Origin of the sequence: Qipengyuania sp. ASV99 (assembly GCF_047872805.1) — a bacterium.
GTDB lineage: Bacteria > Pseudomonadota > Alphaproteobacteria > Sphingomonadales > Sphingomonadaceae > Erythrobacter.
Window position 1 is genome coordinate 119,659 of sequence record NZ_JBLQUK010000004.1, and the last position, 21,577, is coordinate 141,235.

Consider the following 21,577-nt stretch of genomic DNA (forward strand, 5'->3'; position numbering starts at 1 on the left):
GCTTTCAAATGACAGAACTTTCCAAAATTCGCAATTTCAGCATAATCGCGCATATTGACCACGGCAAATCTACGCTTGCCGACCGGCTGATCCAGTTCACCGGGGGGCTGACCGACCGCGAGATGTCCGAGCAGGTGCTCGACAATATGGACATCGAGAAAGAGCGCGGCATCACCATCAAGGCGCAGACCGTCCGGCTCAATTACACCGCCAAGGACGGCGAGACCTATCAGCTCAACCTGATGGACACCCCCGGCCACGTCGACTTCGCCTACGAAGTCTCGCGCAGCCTCGCTGCCTGCGAAGGCGCGCTGCTGGTGGTGGATGCGGCGCAAGGGGTCGAGGCGCAGACCCTCGCCAATGTCTATCAGTCGATCGAGCACGACCACGAAATCGTCCCCGTCATCAACAAGATCGACCTGCCCGCCGCCGAACCCGAAAAGGTCCGCGCCGAAATCGAAGACATCATCGGCCTCGACGCCTCCGAAGCGGTGCTCGCCAGCGCCAAATCGGGCATCGGGATCGAAGCCGTGCTCGAAGCGGTGGTCAACAAGATCCCCCCCCCGAAAGGCGACCGCAATCAGCCATTGAAAGCCTCGCTGGTGGACAGCTGGTATGACCCTTACCTCGGCGTCGTCATTCTGGTGCGCGTCATCGAAGGCGTGCTGCACAAGGGGCTGAGCATCAAGTTCATGCAGGGCGGCACACAGCATCTGGTCGACCGGGTCGGCTGCTTCACCCCCAAACGCACCGATCTGGCGGAGCTTGGCCCCGGCGAAATCGGCTTCATCACCGCGCAGATCAAGGAAGTCGAACAGGCCCGCGTCGGCGACACCATCACCACGGTGAAAAACGGCGCGGCAGAGGCGCTGCCCGGCTATAAGGAAGTGCAGCCGGTGGTGTTCTGCGGGCTGTTCCCGGTCGATGCCGCCGAATTCGAAAAACTGCGCGAAAGCATCGGCAAGCTGCGGCTCAACGATGCCAGTTTCACCTATGAGATGGAATCGTCTGCCGCATTGGGCTTTGGGTTTCGCGCCGGCTTTCTCGGCCTGCTCCATCTGGAGATTATTCAGGAACGGCTGAGCCGCGAATATGATCTCGACCTCATCACCACCGCGCCGTCGGTCGTTTACCGCCTGCAATTGTCCAAGTCCAAGACCGAGGACGCGCGCGAGATGCTGATCCACAATCCGGCCGATTGGCCCGATGTCAACCGCATCGCCGTGATCGAGGAACCGTGGATCAAGGCGGTGATCTACACACCCGACGAATATCTCGGCAGCATCCTGAAACTGTGTCAGGACCGGCGCGGGGTACAGACCGACCTCACCTATGTCGGCGGGCGCGCGCAGGTGACCTATGAATTGCCGCTCAACGAGGTCGTGTTCGATTTCTACGACCGGCTGAAAAGCATCAGCCGCGGCTATGCCAGCTTCGATTACGAACAGATCGGCCTGCGCGAAGGGGATCTGGTGAAGATGAACATCCTCGTCAATGCTGAGCCGGTCGATGCGCTGTCACTGATCGTGCATGCCGGTGTCGCGGAGGAACGCGGGCGCGGCATGTGCGAGCGGCTGAAAGACCTGATCCCGCGCCATCTGTTCAAAATCCCCGTGCAAGCCGCGATCGGCGGCAAGATCATCGCCCGCGAAACCATCGCCGCGATGCGCAAGGACGTGACCGCCAAATGTTACGGCGGGGATATTTCCCGGAAGAAAAAACTGCTGGAAAAGCAGAAAAAGGGCAAGGCGCGGATGCGCGAATATGGCAATGTGAGCATCCCGCAGGAGGCGTTCATCGCGGCGCTGCGGATGGGCGAGGAATAAGGCGCCCTCCTGCTTGACCCCGGTGATTCATCCGCACCCAAACACCCCATCTGGCCCCGCGCCGGACAAATTACAGAGATCAACACACCCTATGGCTGGCTTTAAAGAACCGAGTTTTCAGGAACGCACCGCGCTGGCGCAAAAGGCCCGCGCGAAGGCGCTGAAGAAACTCGCCGCAAGACCGCAGATGGACGAGGCGGAAGTCGCCCGGCGCAAAGCCGCGCAGGAAGCCCGCGCCGCCGCCGCAGCCGAGAAAAGCGCCGCTCGCAAGGCTGCCATCGAACAGGCCAAGGCAGATAAGCAAGCGGCTGCCGAAGTCGCTGCCGAAGCCGCCGCGCAAGCCGCCGCACAATCCACCCCGACCGAAGCCGAACTGAAGGCCGAGCGCGATGCGAAGTACGCGGCGCGAAAAGCGCGTAAGAAGTAGGCGGGCGGTGATTGGTTAAACCCTTTGCGGGGTGCTGGAAGAGCACGCAAGGCTGATCCCTGACTGCCATTGTTTTCACGCAAAGACGCAAAGATGGCAGCGCTCAAAGCCAAGAGGGATTTCACGCAGTGTCCGCAGAGAATATAGCCCGAAGAGGCCACCGAGCGATGTCGTTTCTTCCCTTGTGGGCATAGGACTGGGGCCATTTTCAAATAAGCTGCAATCTGATCGGCATATACTTGCAAAGACTTGTCGCTGGGTTGTGGATGCATGAGAATTGCGTAGGGCAACTGCCTGATTTTTGCCTCGCGTCACAGTCACGGATTTGCAATATTAATCAATGGGGTGACATCGCGTTAGTTGGTCGCTTATAAACTCGCGACTCATACCATTCGGGGGCACCGACCGTGATGACAAGAATATTGGCCGCATTTGCGGCAATGCTTATTTGCGTGACAGCTTTTGGCGCAGCGCCCGCAGCGGCGCAGGACAGCAGGCCGGTCGTCGGCATAGCTGAAATGCAGGACCTGACCGGCGGCAATCAATCAGATAATTTTATTGCCATGCTAGAAACGGCGATCATTGGCAGCGGCAAGTTTCGCATCATCGAACGCGCGCGGCTTGCCACGCTGCTGTCCGAACAAGGGCTGGCAAGAGGCGGGATCACCACCACCAATCGCCCCGGTCAGACTGGGGGGTTTGAAGGTGTCGATTACCTGATTTACGGCACGATTTCGTCTATCTCAGCGGTCAATCGCTCCAATCTCGGCGACACGATGCTGCGCGGAATTTTGGGCGGAAGCCGGCAGCAGACCGCCGAATGTTACAATACACGCGTGCGGATGGAAGCGGATATCCGGATCACCGATACCAACACTGGCGAAGTGCGCTATGCCACCCGCATCAGCGAGGAACAGGATTCCGCCACTGTGTGCGGCGGCGGATCGCAGATTGACAGCGCGGCGTTGCTGCGCGCCTCTGCGGATAAGATCGCGACCGGTCTGGTAACCGCAATTTTCCCGATCCAGGTGGCTGCGGTGCAGGGCGATGGCACGGTCATCCTCAATTTCGGTGAAGGCGCAGTCAGGCGCGGTGATTTCCTGATGATCTTTGGCGAATCGATGGAAATTCCCGATCCATCGGGCACTGGCACGATCAAAATCGATGGCGAGCAATATGGCGCTATTCAGGTGACCGATGTGCAGACCGCATTTTCGCGGGCGGTTCCGGTTACGGCGTTTTCGGTGCCCCTGTCAGTTGGCGCGATTGCTCGCCCGACAGAGAAGGAAACGGTTGATGCCATGCAGCGTGAACAGCGGCGGCGGCGCTAGGTTGTAATACAAATAGGGACACAGCTTCGACAAAAGGTAGAGGGTCTATGCGGCACGTATGTTCAGCTTTTGCGTTGGCAACGGCAGTTATGCTTGGGTCAGCATCAGGGGTTCAGGCGCAAGGTCCGTTTGCCGTAAATGTTGGATCGGTCACTTCAACTCAGTCCTGCACATCCTATCGCAATTACGAAGGAAGCCGGCTCGAATATAGCGAGGCGCAATACGCCCGCTGGTGGGGCGCGGCGGCGGCGCGGCGGTATTATGCGGCGCATACGACATGGCGCAGCTATGTTGTGACCGATTGCCAAAGCAATTTTCAGAATTTGCGCAACACGCTCGAAGCTGCGCTGGCCTCTTCTGGGCGGCTGACCACTGGTCGCGGGGGGTATACGCTCAACGTAACCATTTCCGCAATTGGCGAGACCCCGCCCGCGCAAGGCCAGCCGGTGCAGGGCGAAAACGCATATCAGACCAGTTGGGGCACTGCCACTGTTACGGCGTCGTTCACGCTTGTTGATGCGCGCGGCGCCAGCGTCGATGGCGGCGTTCTGACAAAGCGGATCGAGATGTCGCGCACTCTGGATACCGCCAATCTGCGCGTTCAGACAGCCGAACCGGGAGCGTCGGTCTATGATCTGATGCAAAACGAAGTTGCGCTGAGCATTGCCCGCGATGTTGCCTTTGCCATTGATCCTCTGCGCGTAACTGCGATTGATGGCGATATGATCGAGGTTAACTATGGCCGCCCGCTGCTGGAATTGGGGGACCGGCTGGATGTTAAACAGACCGGCAGGCTGGGTGCACTGCGTTACCGCGTGATTTCAGCAGGCGAAAACGATGCGGTGGCCGAAATTGACGGAGACAATGATACGTTCGACGTCCAACTGGGCAATGAAGTGACCTTCATCGAAAAAGACAGCGACGCCGCAAATGGCCGCCGCTTGCCGCGCAGGCGATTGCCATAGGGTGTCCGGGGTCACCCATTTTCCTACATAGTTGCTGTAGTCTATGGTGAAGGGAATGACTGACTTCGTCTCCTTCTTTGGCTATTGGTTAGGCGCCAAATTGATCGCTTCTGCCGACCACCTGGGGGCATTTGTGACTGGATTGATTTCTGGCTCTGGACAGTGTGTCAGGTGTGTCAGGAGGCTCCGCGAGGTGCTTGAGTGCGGCGCACGGCTGGCAACGAATCGAGCCCCGCCGCAAGTCTGGCAGCAATCTCCCCAAATGCGTGCAAGGCTTCACTTGGCGTTCACCCGCGTGCTGGCTATACGCAGCGGCATGAACCAGACACTCCGCACCCGTATCAGCCGCGCCGTCCTGCTGGGCGCTGCCTTTGCCGTCACCACCGCCTGCGCGGGCGGGGGCTCCGCCGATGAAGACGTCGCCTATGTCGCGCGCGATGTCGAATCGCTCTATGCCGAGGCGCAGCGGCGGCTCGACCGGGGGAACACCGCGCTCGCCGCGGCGCTTTTTGACGAGGTGGAGCGTCAGCACCCCTATTCGCCATGGGCTCGCCGCGCGCAGTTGATGAGCGCGTTCAGCTATTACATCGCGCGCGATTACAACAAGGCTATCCAGAATTCGCAGCGGTTCCTGTCGATCCATCCGGGTAACAAGGACGCGCCCTATGCCTATTACCTGATCGCGCTGTCCTATTACGAACAGATCAGCGACGTGAACCGCGATCAGTCGATCACCGAACAGGCGCAGACTGCCTTGCGTGAGGTCAACCGGCGCTTTCCGCAGACCGAATATGCCGCCGATGCGCGGCTTAAGCTGGACCTTGTTTCCGATCACCTTGCGGGCAAGGAGATGGAGATTGGGCGACATTACCAACGCTCGGGCCAATGGCTGGCGGCGGCGCTGCGGTTCCGCAATGTGGTAGAGACCTTTGAAACCACCAGCCACACGCCCGAAGCGCTGTATCGCCTCACCGAAAGCAGCCTGGCGCTGGGCCTGCGCGAAGAAGGCGTGAAATACGCCGCGGTGCTGGGCGCGAACTATCCGGGCAATGAATGGTATGAAAAAGCCTATGAACTGGTCGGCGATCACGCCAGCGACGTCACCCCCGGATAAGCGCTGCGCATAGGATGACGCGGGCGCGCGATTGGGATAGTGACTAGCGCCTATGCTGACCCGCCTGTCGATCCGCAACATTGTCCTTATCGAGGCGCTCGATCTCGATTTCGGGCGCGGGCTGGGCGTGCTGACCGGGGAGACCGGGGCGGGCAAGTCGATCCTGCTCGACGCGCTGGGACTGGTGCTGGGCGACCGCGCCGAAACGTCGCTGGTGCGCGCCGGGGCCGACAAGGCAAACGTCACGGCGAGCTTTGAATTTGCCGCATTGCCCGGCGTGATCGCGGCAGCGCTGGACGATGCGGAGCTGACGATTGAGCCGGGTGAGCCGTTGATGATCCGTCGGCAAGTCAAGGCCGACGGCGGGTCCAAGGCCTTTGTCAATGATCAACCCGTCAGCGCCGGATTGCTGCGCCAACTCGCACCTGCGCTGGTGGAATTGCACGGCCAGCATGATGATCGCGGCCTCGTCAACCCACGCGGGCACCGGATGCTGCTCGATCGCTATGCCGGGGTGGATCTTGGCGCGCTTGAGCGGCGCTGGGCAAGCTGGGCCAAGGCCGAGGCGCAGCTCGCCGAAGCGCGCGCGAGCGTTGAGCAGGCAAAACTCGATCAGGATCTGCTGATCGCGCATCTTGCCGAACTGACCACGCTCGAGCCGGTCGCGGGCGAGGAAGCGCGGCTCGCCGCGCAGCGCAGCGACATGCAAAAGGGCGAGCGGCTGGCAGGCGAACTCGAAGACCTGCGCCATATCTGGGAGGGGTCAGACTCGCCGCTCGCCTCGCTTCGGGTGGCGGCGCGCAAGCTGGACCGGATCGCAGGCGAACACCCGCTGTTGACCGAAGCGCTCGCCGCGCTGGATCGCGCTGTGATCGAGGCGGGCGAGGCGGAGGAGAAGCTGGAGAAAGCCGCCGAGGCGCTGATCCACGATCCCGCGGCGCTGGACGCCGCAGAAACGCGATTGTTCGAACTGCGCGCGCTCGCCCGCAAACATCGCTGCGAGGTCGATCACCTCCCCGATCTGATGCGCGAAATGCGCGCCCGCCTTGATTCGATCGAAGGCGGCGAGGCGCAGCTCGACGCGCTGGAGGCAGCGGCGAAGGAAGCGCGCGCCGCCTATGTGGCGGCAGCGGAAAAGGCATCCGAACAGCGGCTGAAAGCAGCCAAGGCGCTGGACAAGGCAGTGGCGGCGGAGCTGGCCCCGCTGAAACTCGACGCCGCGCGGTTCCTGACCGCCATCGGCCGTCTGCCAGAGGACAAATGGGGCGCGCAGGGCATGGACGCCGCCGAATTCCTGATCTCGACCAACCCCGGCGCGGATTTTGCGCCGCTGAACAAGATCGCCAGCGGCGGCGAACTCTCGCGCTTTATCCTCGCGCTGAAGGTCGCGCTCGCGGAAAAGGGCGGGGCGGCGACGATCATCTTTGACGAGATCGACCGCGGCGTGGGCGGGGCGGTGGCCAGCGCTATTGGTGAGCGGCTGGCGAGGCTTGCGGCGGATGAAGGGCAATTACTGGCCGTGACACACAGCCCGCAGGTCGCCGCGCGCGGCGGCACGCACTACCTGATCGCCAAGGCGTCAAGCGGCACGGTGACGCGCACCAGCGTGATGCTGCTCGATGCCGGGGGTCGGAGGCAAGAGATCGCTCGGATGCTGTCGGGCGCGGAGGTTACACCTGAGGCACGGGCGCAGGCGGATCGGTTGCTGGAGGGGGTGTGATGGATGCGCGCGGGCTGACGATGCTGGCCGCAACTTCGGGCCTCGTCGCAGGGGCGGTCTGGCTTTCGGAAACGTTGGACCGAAAGCCGGAGGTTACCGAATCCACTGCCGCCGCGATCAGGGCAGAGCTTTCGTTCTTTGTCGAATTTATTGAAGACCCGGTTGAACGGGAAGCCCTCAGTGATAAGCCGGTACCACTCTGCATTGGCTCCAGTGCGCCGCTGGATTTCGACCTGCTTGAAGACCGCCTTGCACGGAGCTTCCTGCGCCCCGTTCCCATTATCGGTTGCAGACGCAGGACGGTAGAGGGCGACTTCGGCATGTTTGGCGCGATGACCTACTGGTTCGACGAGACAGGCGAGGAGGCCGGGCAGCTGAGGATTAAGGCTGTCAATTGTCCGACTGTGCGGCGCTGTATTGTCGATATCGATTCAGTTGGGGCCGGCATGCGCTACGAAGTGGAACGAACAGGCGACAACTGGACCGTCACCGGACAGGAAACCCGCTGGATCGTGTGATTTGCGCTAATTACTGACCAATCCCGGCCGCCAGCTGCTAAGCCGGCAGCCGGGAAAGATTGGTTCGGCTTACTCTGCGCCGTACCACTGGCCGGTGCCGCGCGACTCGGTCTGGGAATACCATTCCATCGTCAGCGAGCCGCGACGCCCTGCTGTGTCTCCGGTCTTGCCCTGAAGCCCGCCGACGCAGCCGAGCGGGGTTTCCGGCCCGGGCGCACCCAGATAATTGCACCCATAGATCAGCGATGCAGATCCGCTGGGATCTGTGGCGGTGCAGCTCATATGGATCGGAAACAGGCTGTTGTCGGGCTGTTGCATGCCGACACAGCGCACTTTGCCCTGTTGCACCGTACCATCGGCATAAGTGGTGGTGTAAGCGCCGTCGACGACTGCGCCGCCGCCGCCGCGCTGACCGTCAGGCCCGGTCATTCCACCAATCGTTTCAACGGGTTGCCAAACAACATCATACGTGAAGCTTTGCCCAACAGCAGCCCCACCAAATGCAAATGAAATCGCACCAAATGCAACAATTGTCCTAAGTTTCATAATTATGCACCTCCCCCAATGTAAGAATATTACAATATTCAAACAGACTCGTTGGTCTTTTGCGCCCCCGACACATTTTCATCATAGATTTACGCAAACGGCAAGTAAGTATGATTAAATGTATGATTTAATTACATCATTGCGCTGCGATGATGCCGTGCTTGCCTGCGCAGGTTGGAAAGGGAATTGCTTCATAAATCGCCCACACAGGGCCGGTGCGGCACTTTTCGTGCCGAATTTGTTAGGGCATAGACAGGCCAAAGGAAGCCGATCTGATGCCGCCGAGCCAAAGCGTTGAACTCTCCGAAGCCGATGCCGCGAACGAACTCATGCGCCTCGCGAAGGTCATCGCGCGTCACGACCGGCTGTATCACGCAGAAGATGCGCCCGAGATCACGGACGCTGAATATGACGCGCTGGTCCGCCGCAACCGCGAGCTGGAAGAGGCGTTTCCGCATCTGATCCGCGCGGATTCACCCTCGCAAAAAGTTGGCCACGAGATTTCCGCCTCGCCGCTGAGCAAGGTGACGCATGAGCTCCGCATGATGAGCCTCGACAATGCGTTTAATCGGGAGGAGGTGGAGGACTGGGTGGCGCGGGTTCGGCGTTATCTCAACCTGGACGATGGCGACCCGGTCGCGATCACCGCCGAGGACAAGATTGACGGGCTGTCATGCTCGCTGCGGTATGAACATGGCGCGCTGGTGCGCGCTGCGACGCGCGGCGACGGGCAGGTTGGAGAGGATGTTACGCCGAATGCCCGTCATATCGCCGATATTCCGCAAAACCTGCCTGCCGGAGTTCCCGATGTCTTCGAGGTGCGCGGCGAGGTCTATATGTCGCGCGCCGATTTCGCCGCCTTGAACGCGGCGCAGGCAGAGGCGGGGGGTAAACTCTTCGCCAATCCGCGCAACGCCGCCGCCGGTTCGCTGCGGCAAAAAGATGCGATTGTCACCGCGCGGCGCCCGCTCAAATTCTGGGCCTATGGCTGGGGTGCCGCGTCGATAGTTCCTTGCGATACGCAGCACGCTATGATGCGCTTGATCGAAGGCTGGGGCTTCCCGCTTTCACCCTTCCTGACGTTGACGGATAGCGTCGATGCGATGATCGCGCATTATCAGGAAATCGGGCGGCAGCGGCCCGACCTGCCCTATGAAATCGACGGAGTGGTCTACAAGGTTGACCGGCTCGATTATCAGCAGCGCTTGGGCTTTGTGGCCAAGGCACCGCGCTGGGCACTGGCGCATAAATTCCCCGCGGAGCGCGCCGAGACGGTGCTGCAAGGCATCGACATTCAGGTCGGGCGCACGGGCAAGCTGACCCCGGTGGGCAGGCTTGCCCCGGTGTTGGTTGGCGGGGTGACGGTCACCAATGTGACGCTGCACAACCGCGACGAGATCGTGCGGCTGGGCGTGCGGGTGGGCGACCGCTTGGTGATCCAGCGCGCGGGCGATGTGATCCCGCAGGTGGTCGAGAATTTGACGCGCGAAGCCAGCCGCGAGGCCTTTGCTTTCCCCGATCTTTGCCCCGAATGCGACAGCGAGGCGGTGGCGGAAGAAGGCGAGGTCGATGTGCGCTGTACCGGCGGCCTGATCTGCCCCGCGCAACGCACCCAGCGCCTTGAACATTTCGTCAGCCGCAAGGCGCTTGATATAGACGGCTTCGGGTCAGAGCGCGTCGAAAAGCTGTTTAAGGAGGGTCTGGTCAAGACTCCTGCCGACATTTTCCGCTTACACCAGCATCGAGACACGTTGCTAAGCTGGAAAGGCTGGGGGTCGAAGTTGAGAGAAGCCGACAAAGCTAATGGCGATACTTCCGTCGATAAGCTGTTGGCAGCAATCGAGCAAAGGCGGCGCCCCGACGCCTCACGCCTGCTCTTCGGCATAGGCATTCGCCACGTCGGAGAAGTTACAGCTAGAGATCTGATGAAATCGATTGGCGAAATCAAGAAACTTCCGCAAATTGCAGAGAAGGCATATAATTTTCTGAAATCCCTGGCGCCCAACGATTTTGAGACAAAAGCTGCCCTTGAAGAAAAAAAGAAATCAGGACTTTTCGAAATCGTTGGTGCAAATGGTATGGAAGCTGTTGTTTTTTCGCTTCATGATTTTTTTCACGAGTCGCATAATCGAGAAGTGTGGGATGACATTCTTTCTGAGGTTTCTCCTCCTTACTTCGAGTTTCATACGACGGAGAGTTCGGTATCGGGCAAGACTGTCGTGTTCACTGGTAACCTCAAGTCAATGAGTCGAGATGAAGCGAAAGCTCAGGCGGAAAAGTTGGGGGCAAAACCAACCGGCACGATTAGCGCGAAGACCGACTTGCTTGTTGCGGGGCCGGGTGCAGGATCAAAATTGAAGAAGGCCGAGGCATTTGGCATTGAGATCATCGATGAAGACGCGTGGCTAAGAATCGTATTGGAGGCGGAAAGTGGCGAAGAATGACCAAGTCTTAAATACACTCGGCCGTGATCGTATCTCGTCTCGTCAAGTAGATGAACTGATTGGGTTGGCTAGAGGAGTCTGCGCGGACGGCATAATTAACGAGAGAGAGGCAGAGTTTCTAATGAGCTGGTTGGCTGCCAATGCGAGCGTTTCAGATCAGCCCCTTATCGGCTCGCTTTACAAGCGCATCTCAGAGATGCTTTCCGATGGCGAGCTTGATGTAGATGAACAGACTGAGCTCCTTGAAACTCTTGGCGGTCTAACTGGTGGCAGAGTAGAACTTGGCGAAGTCCTGAAGGCAACGACATTACCGATATGTAGGCCTCCTCCGATCCTTGCATTTAGCGACCAGAAGTACTGTTTCACTGGGACCTTTGCCTTCGGTCAAAGGAAGCAATGTGAAGCGGCAATAATTGAACGGGGTGGTTCAGCTGGGTCTTTAACAATGAAGACGAACGTTCTTGTTATTGGTGAGTATGCAACCGAATCTTGGAAACACTCATCAATGGGCAACAAGATATTGAAAGCAGTTGAAATGCGCGATCAGGGATTTTCTATCTCGATCGTGGATGAGCAACACTGGCGTCAGTTTTTGTGATCACGTTTGATTATGATATTTGACGACCTTGCGCCCCAAGCGCTCCGTATCGCCGCGCTGCTCTGCGCACGGGGTGAAAAGCTCGCGGTGGCCGACGGGGCTACCGGCGGACTGATCGCGGCGAGCCTGTTGACCGTTCCCGGCGCGCTCGATTTCTTTGTCGGGGGCGGGGTGGTCTATTCCTTCCGCGCGCGCGACGTGCTGTTCGATCTGCCGCGCGAAGCCTACAAGGGGATGCGCGGGGCGAGCGAGGATTATGCCCTGCTGCAAGCCCGTGCGATCCGTGACAATTTCCATGCCGATTGGGGGCTGGCGGAAAGCGGATCGGTGGGGGGATCGTCGCATCCCTCGGGCGCGCCAGCCGGGCGGAGCGTGGCGGCGTTAGCCGGGCCGGGCGCGGAACTGACCCACATGATCGAAACCGGCAGCGATGATCGGATCGACAACATGGCCGCCTTTACCCGCAACGCGCTGAACCTGCTGGAGAACACCCTATCCGCCTGAGAAATCGGGCAACCACTTCATCACTCCGCCGGGGAAGGGCGTCCACCATGCCGTTATGACTCCGGCACGCGCCAATTGATCGCTGGTCCATTGGTTGCAGGTGTTGCCGATGTGATAGGTGCCGCGCACGGTGTAGAACACGTCATGCGCGGCGTATCCGGGCAGGACCTCGCGCCGCTCACCCTCCACCAATTGCGCGCGCACCGTTTCAACCAGCATGCGGTATTCCTCCGGGCGCAGACGCAGCACGCGGTAATCGTCGGAGGGTGCAGGCCGCACGTAATGGGCGATATGCAGCACCGCTTCGCCGCCGGTCATGGCACGGATGGCGGTGAGCGGGTTCAGATCCCACCAGGTCGGGGTTTCGAGGAAGAAGGCGCGTTCCCCCCAGCTTACCGCGACATGGGTGTAGGGGCGGTCCCGCGCGGCAATATCGCTGACGGGAAAGACCGTACGCCAGTCCATCTCGGGTGTGATCAGTGGCATGACTATTTCGGTGTGGACCCCGTTTGATCCGACCATGATTTCCACCGTACGCCCTTCTCCGGGCTCAGGTTCGACCCAGTCCGAATTGCGCGGCAGCGATGAACCGATCCACCCGCTCAGCGCGAACAGCAGGATCGCCGACCCAAAAACGATCCCCGACCAGCGAAGCAGCCGAAAAGCCTTAACCCGCACGGCCCAATCCCGTGCGCCGTCGCCGCAGCCACAGGATCGCCCAATCGCCGCGCTGAAGCCGCCCGACCATGCGGAAACCGGCGCGCTTCATCGCCCTCCGCACCGCCGCTTCCTGCTCTCCAGCGAGCAATCCCGCGAGCAACAGGCTGCCCCCCGGCACCACCGCCTTGCCAAAATCGGGCGCGAGGCTGACCAGCGGCCCGGCGAGAATGTTGGCGATCAGCAGATCATACGGTCCGCGCAAGGCAATCAGCGGATGCGCCATTCCGTCCGCCACCACCATCACCGCCTCTCCCGGTCGTTGGCCGAGCGCGATGCCGTTCATCGCAGCATTGTCCTCCACCACCGGCGCGCAGACGTGATCAATATCGGTCAGCGTCACACAGGCGCGCGGCCACAGCGCCAGGGCGGCAAAGCCGAGCAGGCCGGTACCGGTGCCAATATCGGCGACATGGCGCGCGGTGACCCCGCGATCCTTCATATAGCCGAGCATCTCAAGGCATCCGGCGGTGGTGCGGTGCTGTCCGGTTCCGAACGCCTGACTGGCTGGAATGATGAAGTCAATCAGCGCCGGATCGGCGGAAAAATCGGGCGTATGGACGTGGAACCGCCCGGCACGGATCGGCGGCGCATTTTGCTGGCTTAGCGTGACCCAATCCTCATCGGGCAATTTTTCAATCGTGATTTTCGGAGTCTCGCCTGCAAACAGCCCGGCCAGCGCGGCTTTTTGCGGCTTGCCCGGCTTATGCGGATACCAGCCTTCGAGCACCCATTCCTCAGGCCGATCCTCCGCCACTTCGCGGCCCGCTATCACAAGGTCGAAATCCCATTCGTCCAATTCGTCATGCGCCAGCAGCGCGGCCTGCACCACGGGCTTGGGCGCGAAGGCTGAAAGTTTCCAGCTGGTTGTCATTTCATCACCCGTCATTCCCGCGAAGGCGGGAATCCAGCTTTTTCAAACCAGATTGTCGAACCGATCCGTCCAATTGGGGTTCTGCTCCTCGATCAGTTTGATCTTCCAACCGCGATTCCATTTCTTCAGTTGCTTCTCGCGAATGACCGCGTTCTGGATACTATCATGTGCTCGGCAAAGACGAGCATGGTGCAACCGTATTTGGCGGCGAATTCGGAACCTTCGCCATTGCGGTGCTGCATTGTCCTGTGCGGCAAGGACGAGGTGACGCCAGTATAGATTGTGCCGCGATAGCGGTTGGCCATGATGTAAACCCAGCCGCCTTTTGTCATTGGTTCTGAAAGGAGCTGGATTCCCGCCTACGCGGGAATGACGGGCGGATAAGGAATGACGCATTAACGAACATAGCTGGCCCCATTGGCGTCGATCACCGCGCCGGTCATGCTGGCCGGGGCGTCCAGCGCGCAAAAGGTGATGATGCGCGCGATTTCCTGCGGCGTGGCGACTCGGCCCAGCGGAATGTCGGTGAGCAGGGCGGGGCCGCCCCGGCTTTGCAGATAATCGCCCGCCATCGCCGTATCGGTAAATCCGGGGGTGATGGCAAAGCTTAGAATACCCTCGGCGGCATAGGCGCGGGCGATGGTTTTGTGCATCGCCACCATCCCGCCCTTGGCCGCAGCATAATGCCAATGCGCGGGCGAATCGCCGCGATAGGCGGCGCGGCTGGCGACATGCACCAACCGCCCGCGCACCCCGTCATCATCCGCTAACCGCGCCTGCCAGTGACGCACCGCAAACCGGCTGAGCTGGGCGGCGGAGGTGAGGTTGATTCGCAGCGTGTCCTCCCACGCATCCAGCCATTCAATGTCGGAGCGATCAAGCCGGTTGGCCTCGAACAGGCCGGCGTTGTTGACCACCGCAGCAATGTCGCCGCCGCTGCGGTCGAGCGCTTCCTCCCACAGCAATTTGGCGGCCAACGGATCGGAAAAATCGGCCGGAACCGGCGCGTGGTCGGAATTATCGGCGGAGGCGCGCGAGCGGTGCCCGATCACTTTGACGCCGCGCGCGGCGAGCGCTGCATGGGCCGCCGCGCCGATCCCGCGGCTCGATCCGGTGAGGAGAATGTAAGTCATGCAACCCAGTATCGAAAACTTTGCAAGAGAAGTCGAGCGCGTCGCGCTTGCCTCTGCCGCACACTGCGCTAAGTGTGCGTCGGGGGCAATCAAGACAAATGGGACAATCATGAGCCAAAGACCGCTTTCTCCGCACCTCCAGATATGGCGGTGGGGACCGCACATGCTGATATCCATCCTGCACCGCGCCACGGGCGACGGCATGGCAATCGTCGGGCTGGGCGTGCTCGTCTGGTGGCTGGGCGCTTTGGCAAGCGGGCCGGAGGCCTATGAGACGTTTCTATGGGCAGCAAAATCGCCGCTCGGCTATCTGGTGCTGGTCGGGCTCAGCTGGGCGTTCTTCACCCATATGATGAGCGGGCTGCGGCACTTTGTCATGGACATCGGTGCCGGATACGAACTGGATACCAACCGGTTCTGGTCGATGGCCTCGCCGATTATCGCCATTGTGCTGACGATTGCCCTTTGGGCATTCATCCTGTTGCGCTGAGATAGGGAAAACAACGATGGGTAATGGAACCACTATCGGCAAAGTGCGCGGCCTCGGGTCGGCGCATCACGGCGCGCATCACTGGCTGACGCACCGGCTGACCGCGATCAGCAATCTCGTTTTGATGGTATGGCTGCTCGGCAGTTTTCTGATGCTGTCCGATTTCAGTTATATGTCGGTCATCGGCTGGCTTGCCAGACCGATTGCAGCGGTGCCGATGATCCTGTTGATCATCAGCCTATTCTCACACGCCCGCATGGGACTGACGGTGCTGATCGAGGATTACATCCACGAGCCGGGATCGAAATTTGCGATCCTTTCGGCGCTCAATCTTACCGCATTCGGCGCTGGCGCATTTGCAATATTCAGCGTCGCCAGCCTTGCATTTACAGGAGCCGCCTGATGGCAAATTCTGCCGCGAACACTGCCGCCCCTGGTTTGAAGGGCGCGTATAAGATTATCGATCACCTCTATGACGTGGTGGTCGTTGGTGCGGGCGGATCGGGGCTGCGCGCCACGACCGGCGCGGCTGAGGCAGGCCTTCGCACCGCCAACATCTCCAAGGTGTTCCCCACCCGATCGCACACGGTTGCCGCGCAAGGCGGAATCGCGGCGAGCCTGGGCAACAATTCGCCCGACCATTGGACCTGGCACATGTATGACACCGTCAAGGGGTCGGACTGGCTGGGCGATCAGGACGCGATCGAATACCTCGTGCGCGAAGCACCTCAGGCGGTCTACGAACTTGAACATGCAGGCGTGCCGTTCAGCCGCAACGAGGACGGTACAATCTATCAGCGCCCGTTCGGCGGTCACATGCAGAACATGGGTGCCGGCCCGCCCGTGCAGCGCACTTGCGCCGCCGCCGACCGCACCGGCCACGCCATGCTTCATGCCCTGTATCAACAGAGCCTGAAGTATGATGCAGATTTCTTCATCGAATATTTCGCGCTCGATCTGATCATGTCAGAGGTCGACGGGGTCAAGAAATGCGTCGGCGTGATGGCGATGTGCCTTGATGACGGGACGATCCACCGGTTCCGCGCGCAAAGCGTGGTGCTCGCCACGGGCGGCTATGGCCGCTGCTATTACACCGCGACATCGGCGCACACCTGCACCGGCGACGGCGGCGGCATGGTGCTGCGCGCTGGCCTGCCATTGCAGGACATGGAGTTTGTGCAGTTTCACCCGACCGGCATTTACGGTGCGGGCGTTCTGATTACCGAGGGCGCGCGCGGCGAGGGCGGCTATCTCACCAATTCCGAAGGTGAGCGGTTCATGGAACGCTATGCCCCCTCGGCCAAAGATCTCGCCAGCCGCGATGTCGTCAGCCGTTCGATGGCGCTGGAAATGCGCGAAGGGCGCGGGCACGGCGCAGAGGGCGACCACATTCACCTGCACCTCGATCACATCGATCCCAAGGTGCTGGCCGAACGCCTGCCGGGCATCACCGAAAGCGGCAAGATCTTTGCCGGCGTTGACCTGACGCGGCAGGCGCTGCCGGTGACCCCGACGGTGCATTACAACATGGGCGGCGTGCCCTGCAATTATCACGGCCAGGTCGTCACCATCGGCCCCGATGGCAATCCCGATGCGGTGGTTCCCGGGCTCTATGCCGTGGGCGAGGCCGCGTGCGTCTCGGTCCATGGGGCCAACCGGCTGGGCTCAAACTCGCTGATCGACCTTGTGGTGTTTGGCCGCGCGACCGGTCTGCATCTGAAAGACACATTGAAACCCGGCGCGAGCCAGCCTGAATTGCCCGCAGGCAGCGCCGATTTCGCGCTCAGCCGGGTCGATCACTTCCGCTATGCCAAGGGTGGTTCGCCCACCGCGGCGATCCGTTCGGACATGCAGAAAGCGATGCAGAAACACGCCGCTGTGTTCCGCGATACGGCGTTGATGGAGGAAGGCGTAAGGTTGCTGGCCGAACAGAACCTGCGGATGGCCGACATTCACGTCACCGACCAGTCGCTGATCTGGAACAGCGATCTGATCGAGACGCTGGAGCTCGACAATCTGATGAGCCAGGCCAATGTCACCATCGCCTCTGCCGCCAACCGCAAGGAAAGCCGCGGCGCCCACGCGCATGAGGATTTCCCTGATCGCAATGACGGTGAATGGATGAAGCACACCGTGGCATGGTTCGACGGCTGGGGCGGCGGCGCAGGCGGTTCGGGCAAGGGCGATATGAAGATCGATTACCGCCCGGTCCACGAATACACGCTGACCGAAGACGCGACCTATATTGAGCCGAAGGCGCGGGTTTATTGACATAGGGAAGATCGTACTTCCCAAATGGATCGGTTATGTCGTGCTGGCGTTTATCGCGGCGGGGCTAATCGGCCTCGTCTACAAGGGTGTAAGCGAGCGGTTTTTCCGGATCTATCTCGAAGAGGCCGGAGTGGTCGTTTTGGGAGAAGTGGTCGGCCACAGGCTCTATCGCTGCCGCGGCATCCGCTGCTCCGAAAGGACCGTGTTCGAAGGCGAGCATGGAAGCGAGGCTTTTGACGACTTTCTGCGTGACTGCCGACTAGGGCGGCAAAGTAACTGCCACACAGATCTGATCGTCCGGTTCTTGCTCGGCCGCAAAGCCTTTGAATTCGATGGACAGGTCAACAGGCGCGACTTTCGCGAGATCGGAGTAGGGGGCCGCGTCGCGGTGCTGGCGAGCCGCAGCCATCCCGAAAAATCGCTGTTGCGCGATCACAATCCCGAAGGTTTTTTGTTCTGGCTCGCGCTGACCTTGCTGGCTTTTTCAATTTTTTTTGCGGGGATAGTGATTTCGCCGCGTCAACCCCGCCGACGATATGCGCGGCCTTAAAGCTTATTCTTCTCCGTCGCCGTCGGGATCGTCTGGCATATCCTCCCGCTTGTGAACCACGCGCACGACGATCAAATCCGCTTCGCTGACTCGGTAAATCACCCGGTGTGAACGTGCGGGGAACTTTCGGTATTCCGAAGGCAATCCATCCACCCGGCCACCCATTTCGGGAAAATCTAGCAGTTTGTTCATGCAGTCATTGATTTCGCCAATATAAATGTCGGCTTGCTCGGTTCCCCACGCCTTTGCTGTGTAGGACCAGACATTCGCCAAGTCCCGAAGAGCCTCGGGACGGATGACCAAAGGCATCAAGCAGCGCCTTTATGCTTGGCGTGCATCTCTTGAAGGAATTGGTCGAGGTCAAAGGGCGCGGGATCGCCGCTTTCTTCGCCCTCTCGAATCAATTCGCGCAGGTTGGCAATCCGTCGGTCCCGCTCCTCAGCCCGCCTCAAGGCATCGCGGATGACCTCGCTGGCGGAGGCGAATTCGCCGGATTCGATCTTGGCCTGCAGGTATTTCTGATGCCGTTCGGTGAGCGAAACGCTGGTGTTCTTTCCCATGCCTCGAATGTTACCAATTTCTGGTAACGCGGGCAAGTCAGGCGATAGCAAACCCCTCAGGCCGCAGCCAATTCGCCATTGTCGTTATGCTCGCCCAGATTGCGGCTCAGGCGCTGGCCGAACAGGCCGCTGGCGAGGTCGCGTTTGCGCGGCTGCCCATCGGTGTCATTCGCGCGCTGTGATGGTGTAGTCATTGTCTGTCTCCTTCGTTTTGCGACCGAAGGTGGGTTCTTGTCTGCTCGTGTCCCGCCAGATACGCCCTTCGCAGCCCTGCTGATTGTATGGAACGGTCAGATTGGGAAGTATGTCGGATCGATACAATCGCACCGCGCGCCCTTGACCCGGGCGCGTCGGTCCATGAAACAGAGGCGATGCAAATGCGACCTCTTTTTCGTTTGATAGCGCTGGGTGTCGCTCTGTGCGCTGGTCTGGTTGGCGGGGGCATCATGGCGCAGGACAATCCTGCCGCACAGTCCAATCAGCCCGTCAATCATCCGCCCGAACACACCGCGCAATTCCCCAATCTGGGTGCCGGCGAAACGCGCGAGGAAGTGACTCAAAGCTTCGACAGCGCGCCGCAGCTTCAGCGCGGCATGCCCGCGCGCGAATTGCTAATGCAGCGGCGGCGGCTTGATCAGGCGCTCGGCGATCTCCAGCCTCAGCGCCCGGGTATTGTCGAAGCCTATGTCGTCACCATCGCGCTCGACAGTGACCCGGTGTTTGCACGCGAAGCGCGGGAAGCCGCGCGCGTGCTGGCGCGCCGTTATGATGCGGCCGGCAGGACGCTGGCGCTCGCCGGGCCGGACGGGATGCGCGACGATCTGCCGCAGGGCTCGATCGAGAGCCTGCTGGTTGCCCTCGCGCATCTGGCCGAGGTGATGGACACCGACGAGGATGCGCTGGTGCTCTACACCACCAGCCACGGCAACAAATTGGGGCTGGCGTATCATTACGGCGATACAGGATACGGTGTGTTGTCGCCCGCGCGATTGAAAGCGGTGCTCGAAGAACTGGGAATTGCGCGGCGCATCCTGATTATCAGCGCGTGCTATTCGGGCGTGTTCGTGCCTGATCTTGCGAGTGCGGATACTGCGATCCTCACCGCCGCCGCGTCAGAACGCACGTCATTCGGGTGTCAGCCAGAAAATGACTGGACCTTTTATGGCGACGCGCTGATCAACCGCGCGCTGCGGCAACCGGTCGCGCTGGAGGAAGCGGCGCGGCAAGCGGGACTTTCGCTGGCGGATTGGGAGATTAAGGCGCGGGTGCTTGCCTCCCTGCCGCAGGTCAGCATCGGGGCGGGCGCAAGGGAATGGCTGGCGCAGATTGAGGCACGGATGCCAAGGCAGGCAAGCGCTCCGGTGGGCCGTCCGGCGTTTGATCCGGCGCAGTTCAATCAGCCGGTGCCCGCCGCGCGGTGACGATCTCCACCGGCTGCGCCAGGATCTGGCCGCGCATCACCCCTTCGCCCTTGTCCGGATCGGCTGGCTGGGAATGGATAGCATAGACCACGTCCATCCCGTCGATGACATATCCGAACACGGCATAGCCGTTCTGCCACACAGGCTCGCTTGAGGCTGGATTGGCGTCCAGCCCGGTTTGGTCCTGCAACATGATCGAGAAATCGCCGTTCGCCGTTCCCGGATCGCCCATCGCCATCGACAGCGCGCCGTGCGTATGGCTGAGACCGGTTTCAGTGGTTGGCTCGTGCGGGATGCCGGGCAGGATGCGCTTGGGATCGAATTGCGTGCCGCCCTGAATCAGCCCGTTCGGTTGGGGTTCGCGGTTTAGCCGCATGGCGCGGTAGAACACCGTACCGTCGAACCGTCCCTCATCGACATAGCGCAGGAAATTCGCCGCAGTGATCGGCGCGCGTTCGGTTTCGATCCGCATGGTGATATCGCCGAGCGTGGTTTCCAGCCTCACGTCGACCGTATCGTAATCGACCACCGGCTCCGGCGCGACGGCCTCCACTGGCCGAACCGGAGCGACCGCTGCCTTGATCTCGAACTTCAACAGCAAGGTGCGCTGGCTCGATGAGAAATTGTTGTCCGAAACGATATAGAGATAGGTCTTGCCATATTGCTCGCGCAGGGCGAGCCCTTCGAAATTGTCGATGGTGATGCTGGGGTCAAAGGTGGCGATCACTCGCGGCTCCTCCGCGCGTCGCACCGCGAGGATTGCGGCGTGATTGCCGACCCCCGGCGTGTAGTCGCGCAGCAGGATATAGCAGGCACCATCGCTGGCGCAGGCCGCGTCGGTTGGCACCGGATTATAGGCGCCGATGGGGGCGGCGACGGCGATGTCGCGGTTCTGACCCCCTTCGATGCCGCGGCAGTTGGGGCGATCCTCGCCAACGAATTCCCCGCACAGGATCAGCGTGTCGCCCGTCATCACAAGTGTCTCGATCCCGTTGTTATCCGGCCCTGCAGAGACAATGCCCGAAAGGTCGGCGGGATATGCTTGTGCGGCGGAGGCCAAGTCGGCGGAATAGCGCCAGATACGATGATTTTGCTCGAACGCGATCAGCCAAGATCCGTCCGCCATGCGGGTAATCGCCTCGGCATCGGAATCCTCTTTACCTCTGAGCTTGCGCCCGCGTTCATCCAACAGCGGAGCAATCGTGATCGCGGTCAGATCGATCAGCCGGCCTTCAAATTCGTCGGGCTCCATCGTCAGCCAGCGCCCGTCGTCAATTACGGCGTAAAGGCGCCCGTCATGCCATTCGAGCCCGGAAATCCCGCCAATCTCCGCCTCGCCCGGTTCGATCACCAGCCCGCCGCGATAGATCAGCTCGCCGATTTCTTCCCTGTCCGGATCAGCCGGGTCGAGCATCACCGGCTGCGTCAGGGGAAAGATGTCTGCTTGCGCTACAATCGGCGCGGCCGGGGCGAACAGGGCGCCCATGGCAAGGGCGGCGGCAGTGAGGAGGGTTCTGCCCGTGCTTTTCCATGTCATTGGTCCAATGATATCGGCTGCCCGTAGAAGC

At 60.7% G+C, this 21,577-nt stretch carries 23 protein-coding genes and 1 pseudogene; 15 read left to right on the forward strand and 9 right to left on the reverse strand.

What is annotated here, in order from left to right; all coding sequences use genetic code 11:
- Positions 1-8 precede the first annotated feature (8 nt).
- The 7 genes from lepA (at position 9) to ACM64M_RS07135 (ending at position 7,901) form a co-directional block, all read left to right on the forward strand.
- Positions 9-1,826, forward strand: a complete 1,818-nt coding sequence (gene lepA, locus ACM64M_RS07105) for a translation elongation factor 4 (protein ID WP_416227977.1) — start codon at positions 9-11, stop codon at positions 1,824-1,826.
- A 91-nt stretch (positions 1,827-1,917) separates the two neighbouring features.
- Positions 1,918-2,253 carry a DUF6481 family protein gene (locus ACM64M_RS07110; protein ID WP_416227978.1) on the forward strand — a complete coding sequence of 112 codons (336 nt, stop codon included), beginning with the start codon at positions 1,918-1,920 and terminating at the stop codon, positions 2,251-2,253.
- A 452-nt stretch (positions 2,254-2,705) separates the two neighbouring features.
- Positions 2,706-3,584: a CsgG/HfaB family protein gene (locus ACM64M_RS07115; RefSeq protein WP_416227979.1), complete on the forward strand. Its 879-nt coding sequence runs from the start codon at positions 2,706-2,708 to the stop codon at positions 3,582-3,584.
- Positions 3,585-3,673: 89 nt separating this feature from the next.
- Positions 3,674-4,549, forward strand: a complete 876-nt coding sequence (locus ACM64M_RS07120) for a hypothetical protein (RefSeq protein ID WP_416227980.1) — start codon at positions 3,674-3,676, stop codon at positions 4,547-4,549.
- 316 nt (positions 4,550-4,865) lie between these two features.
- Positions 4,866-5,663 carry an outer membrane protein assembly factor BamD gene (locus ACM64M_RS07125; RefSeq protein ID WP_416227981.1) on the forward strand — a complete coding sequence of 266 codons (798 nt, stop codon included), beginning with the start codon at positions 4,866-4,868 and terminating at the stop codon, positions 5,661-5,663.
- 52 nt (positions 5,664-5,715) lie between these two features.
- Entirely contained in the window at positions 5,716-7,383 is a 1,668-nt protein-coding gene (recN, locus tag ACM64M_RS07130; protein WP_416227982.1) for a DNA repair protein RecN, read from the forward strand.
- A complete protein-coding gene (locus tag ACM64M_RS07135) occupies positions 7,383-7,901 on the forward strand; it encodes a hypothetical protein (protein ID WP_416227983.1) in 519 nt (172 codons plus the stop codon). Before recN ends, ACM64M_RS07135 begins: the two co-directional genes overlap by 1 nt.
- A 69-nt stretch (positions 7,902-7,970) precedes the next feature.
- On the opposite strand, the gene ACM64M_RS07140 is transcribed toward ACM64M_RS07135, so the two are convergent.
- Positions 7,971-8,330 carry a hypothetical protein gene (locus ACM64M_RS07140; protein WP_416227984.1) on the reverse strand — a complete coding sequence of 120 codons (360 nt, stop codon included), beginning with the start codon at positions 8,328-8,330 and terminating at the stop codon, positions 7,971-7,973.
- A 392-nt stretch (positions 8,331-8,722) separates the two neighbouring features.
- On the opposite strand from ACM64M_RS07140, the gene ligA reads away from it, so the two are divergent.
- The 3 genes from ligA to ACM64M_RS07155 are packed head-to-tail and all read left to right on the forward strand — an operon-like array spanning position 8,723 to position 11,993.
- Complete coding sequence (gene ligA / locus ACM64M_RS07145) at positions 8,723-10,891, forward strand: NAD-dependent DNA ligase LigA (RefSeq protein ID WP_416227985.1); 2,169 nt, start codon at positions 8,723-8,725, stop codon at positions 10,889-10,891.
- Entirely contained in the window at positions 10,878-11,489 is a 612-nt protein-coding gene (locus ACM64M_RS07150) for a BRCT domain-containing protein (RefSeq protein WP_416227986.1), read from the forward strand. The genes ligA and ACM64M_RS07150 overlap by 14 nt, the downstream gene beginning before the upstream one ends.
- A 12-nt stretch (positions 11,490-11,501) precedes the next feature.
- Entirely contained in the window at positions 11,502-11,993 is a 492-nt protein-coding gene (locus ACM64M_RS07155) for a CinA family protein (RefSeq protein WP_416228062.1), read from the forward strand.
- Here ACM64M_RS07155 and ACM64M_RS07160 read toward each other — a convergent pair.
- From ACM64M_RS07160 to ACM64M_RS07175, 4 genes and pseudogenes are all read right to left on the reverse strand, one after another.
- On the reverse strand, positions 11,982-12,671 hold the full coding sequence (locus tag ACM64M_RS07160; RefSeq protein ID WP_416227987.1) for a TIGR02117 family protein: 690 nt from the start codon (positions 12,669-12,671) through the stop codon (positions 11,982-11,984). The genes ACM64M_RS07155 and ACM64M_RS07160 overlap by 12 nt on opposite strands.
- Positions 12,661-13,599: a 50S ribosomal protein L11 methyltransferase gene (locus ACM64M_RS07165; protein ID WP_416227988.1), complete on the reverse strand. Its 939-nt coding sequence runs from the start codon at positions 13,597-13,599 to the stop codon at positions 12,661-12,663. The genes ACM64M_RS07160 and ACM64M_RS07165 overlap by 11 nt, the downstream gene beginning before the upstream one ends.
- Before the next feature lie 27 nt (positions 13,600-13,626).
- A pseudogene (locus ACM64M_RS07170) lies at positions 13,627-13,916 on the reverse strand (GIY-YIG nuclease family protein).
- A gap of 63 nt (positions 13,917-13,979) precedes the next feature.
- A complete protein-coding gene (locus tag ACM64M_RS07175) occupies positions 13,980-14,717 on the reverse strand; it encodes an SDR family NAD(P)-dependent oxidoreductase (protein ID WP_416227989.1) in 738 nt (245 codons plus the stop codon).
- Between the two features lie 109 nt (positions 14,718-14,826).
- On the opposite strand from ACM64M_RS07175, the gene sdhC reads away from it, so the two are divergent.
- From sdhC to ACM64M_RS07195, 4 genes are read left to right on the forward strand one after another with little or no spacing between them, the layout of a single operon-like run.
- On the forward strand, positions 14,827-15,207 hold the full coding sequence (sdhC, locus tag ACM64M_RS07180) for a succinate dehydrogenase, cytochrome b556 subunit (protein ID WP_416227990.1): 381 nt from the start codon (positions 14,827-14,829) through the stop codon (positions 15,205-15,207).
- Between the two features lie 16 nt (positions 15,208-15,223).
- Positions 15,224-15,610 (forward strand): succinate dehydrogenase, hydrophobic membrane anchor protein, encoded by a 387-nt coding sequence (gene sdhD / locus ACM64M_RS07185; RefSeq protein ID WP_416227991.1) that lies wholly within the window; start codon positions 15,224-15,226, stop codon positions 15,608-15,610.
- 35 nt (positions 15,611-15,645) lie between these two features.
- On the forward strand, positions 15,646-17,478 hold the full coding sequence (sdhA, locus tag ACM64M_RS07190) for a succinate dehydrogenase flavoprotein subunit (protein ID WP_416228063.1): 1,833 nt from the start codon (positions 15,646-15,648) through the stop codon (positions 17,476-17,478).
- Positions 17,479-17,518: 40 nt separating this feature from the next.
- Complete coding sequence (locus ACM64M_RS07195; RefSeq protein ID WP_416227992.1) at positions 17,519-18,028, forward strand: hypothetical protein; 510 nt, start codon at positions 17,519-17,521, stop codon at positions 18,026-18,028.
- 3 nt (positions 18,029-18,031) lie between these two features.
- Here ACM64M_RS07195 and ACM64M_RS07200 read toward each other — a convergent pair whose 3' ends face one another.
- Genes ACM64M_RS07200 through ACM64M_RS07210 form a run of 3 tightly spaced genes read right to left on the reverse strand, consistent with a single transcriptional unit; the run spans position 18,032 to position 18,782 of the window.
- Positions 18,032-18,337 carry a type II toxin-antitoxin system RelE/ParE family toxin gene (locus ACM64M_RS07200; RefSeq protein WP_416227993.1) on the reverse strand — a complete coding sequence of 102 codons (306 nt, stop codon included), beginning with the start codon at positions 18,335-18,337 and terminating at the stop codon, positions 18,032-18,034.
- On the reverse strand, positions 18,337-18,588 hold the full coding sequence (locus ACM64M_RS07205; RefSeq protein WP_416227994.1) for a type II toxin-antitoxin system ParD family antitoxin: 252 nt from the start codon (positions 18,586-18,588) through the stop codon (positions 18,337-18,339). Before ACM64M_RS07205 ends, ACM64M_RS07200 begins: the two co-directional genes overlap by 1 nt.
- Before the next feature lie 56 nt (positions 18,589-18,644).
- Complete coding sequence (locus ACM64M_RS07210) at positions 18,645-18,782, reverse strand: hypothetical protein (protein WP_416227995.1); 138 nt, start codon at positions 18,780-18,782, stop codon at positions 18,645-18,647.
- Between the two features lie 183 nt (positions 18,783-18,965).
- Between ACM64M_RS07210 and ACM64M_RS07215 the strand changes: the two genes are divergently transcribed.
- Positions 18,966-20,009, forward strand: a complete 1,044-nt coding sequence (locus ACM64M_RS07215; protein WP_416227996.1) for a C13 family peptidase — start codon at positions 18,966-18,968, stop codon at positions 20,007-20,009.
- Here ACM64M_RS07215 and ACM64M_RS07220 read toward each other — a convergent pair.
- On the reverse strand, positions 19,981-21,546 hold the full coding sequence (locus tag ACM64M_RS07220; RefSeq protein ID WP_416227997.1) for an esterase-like activity of phytase family protein: 1,566 nt from the start codon (positions 21,544-21,546) through the stop codon (positions 19,981-19,983). The genes ACM64M_RS07215 and ACM64M_RS07220 overlap by 29 nt on opposite strands.
- Positions 21,547-21,577 lie beyond the last annotated feature (31 nt).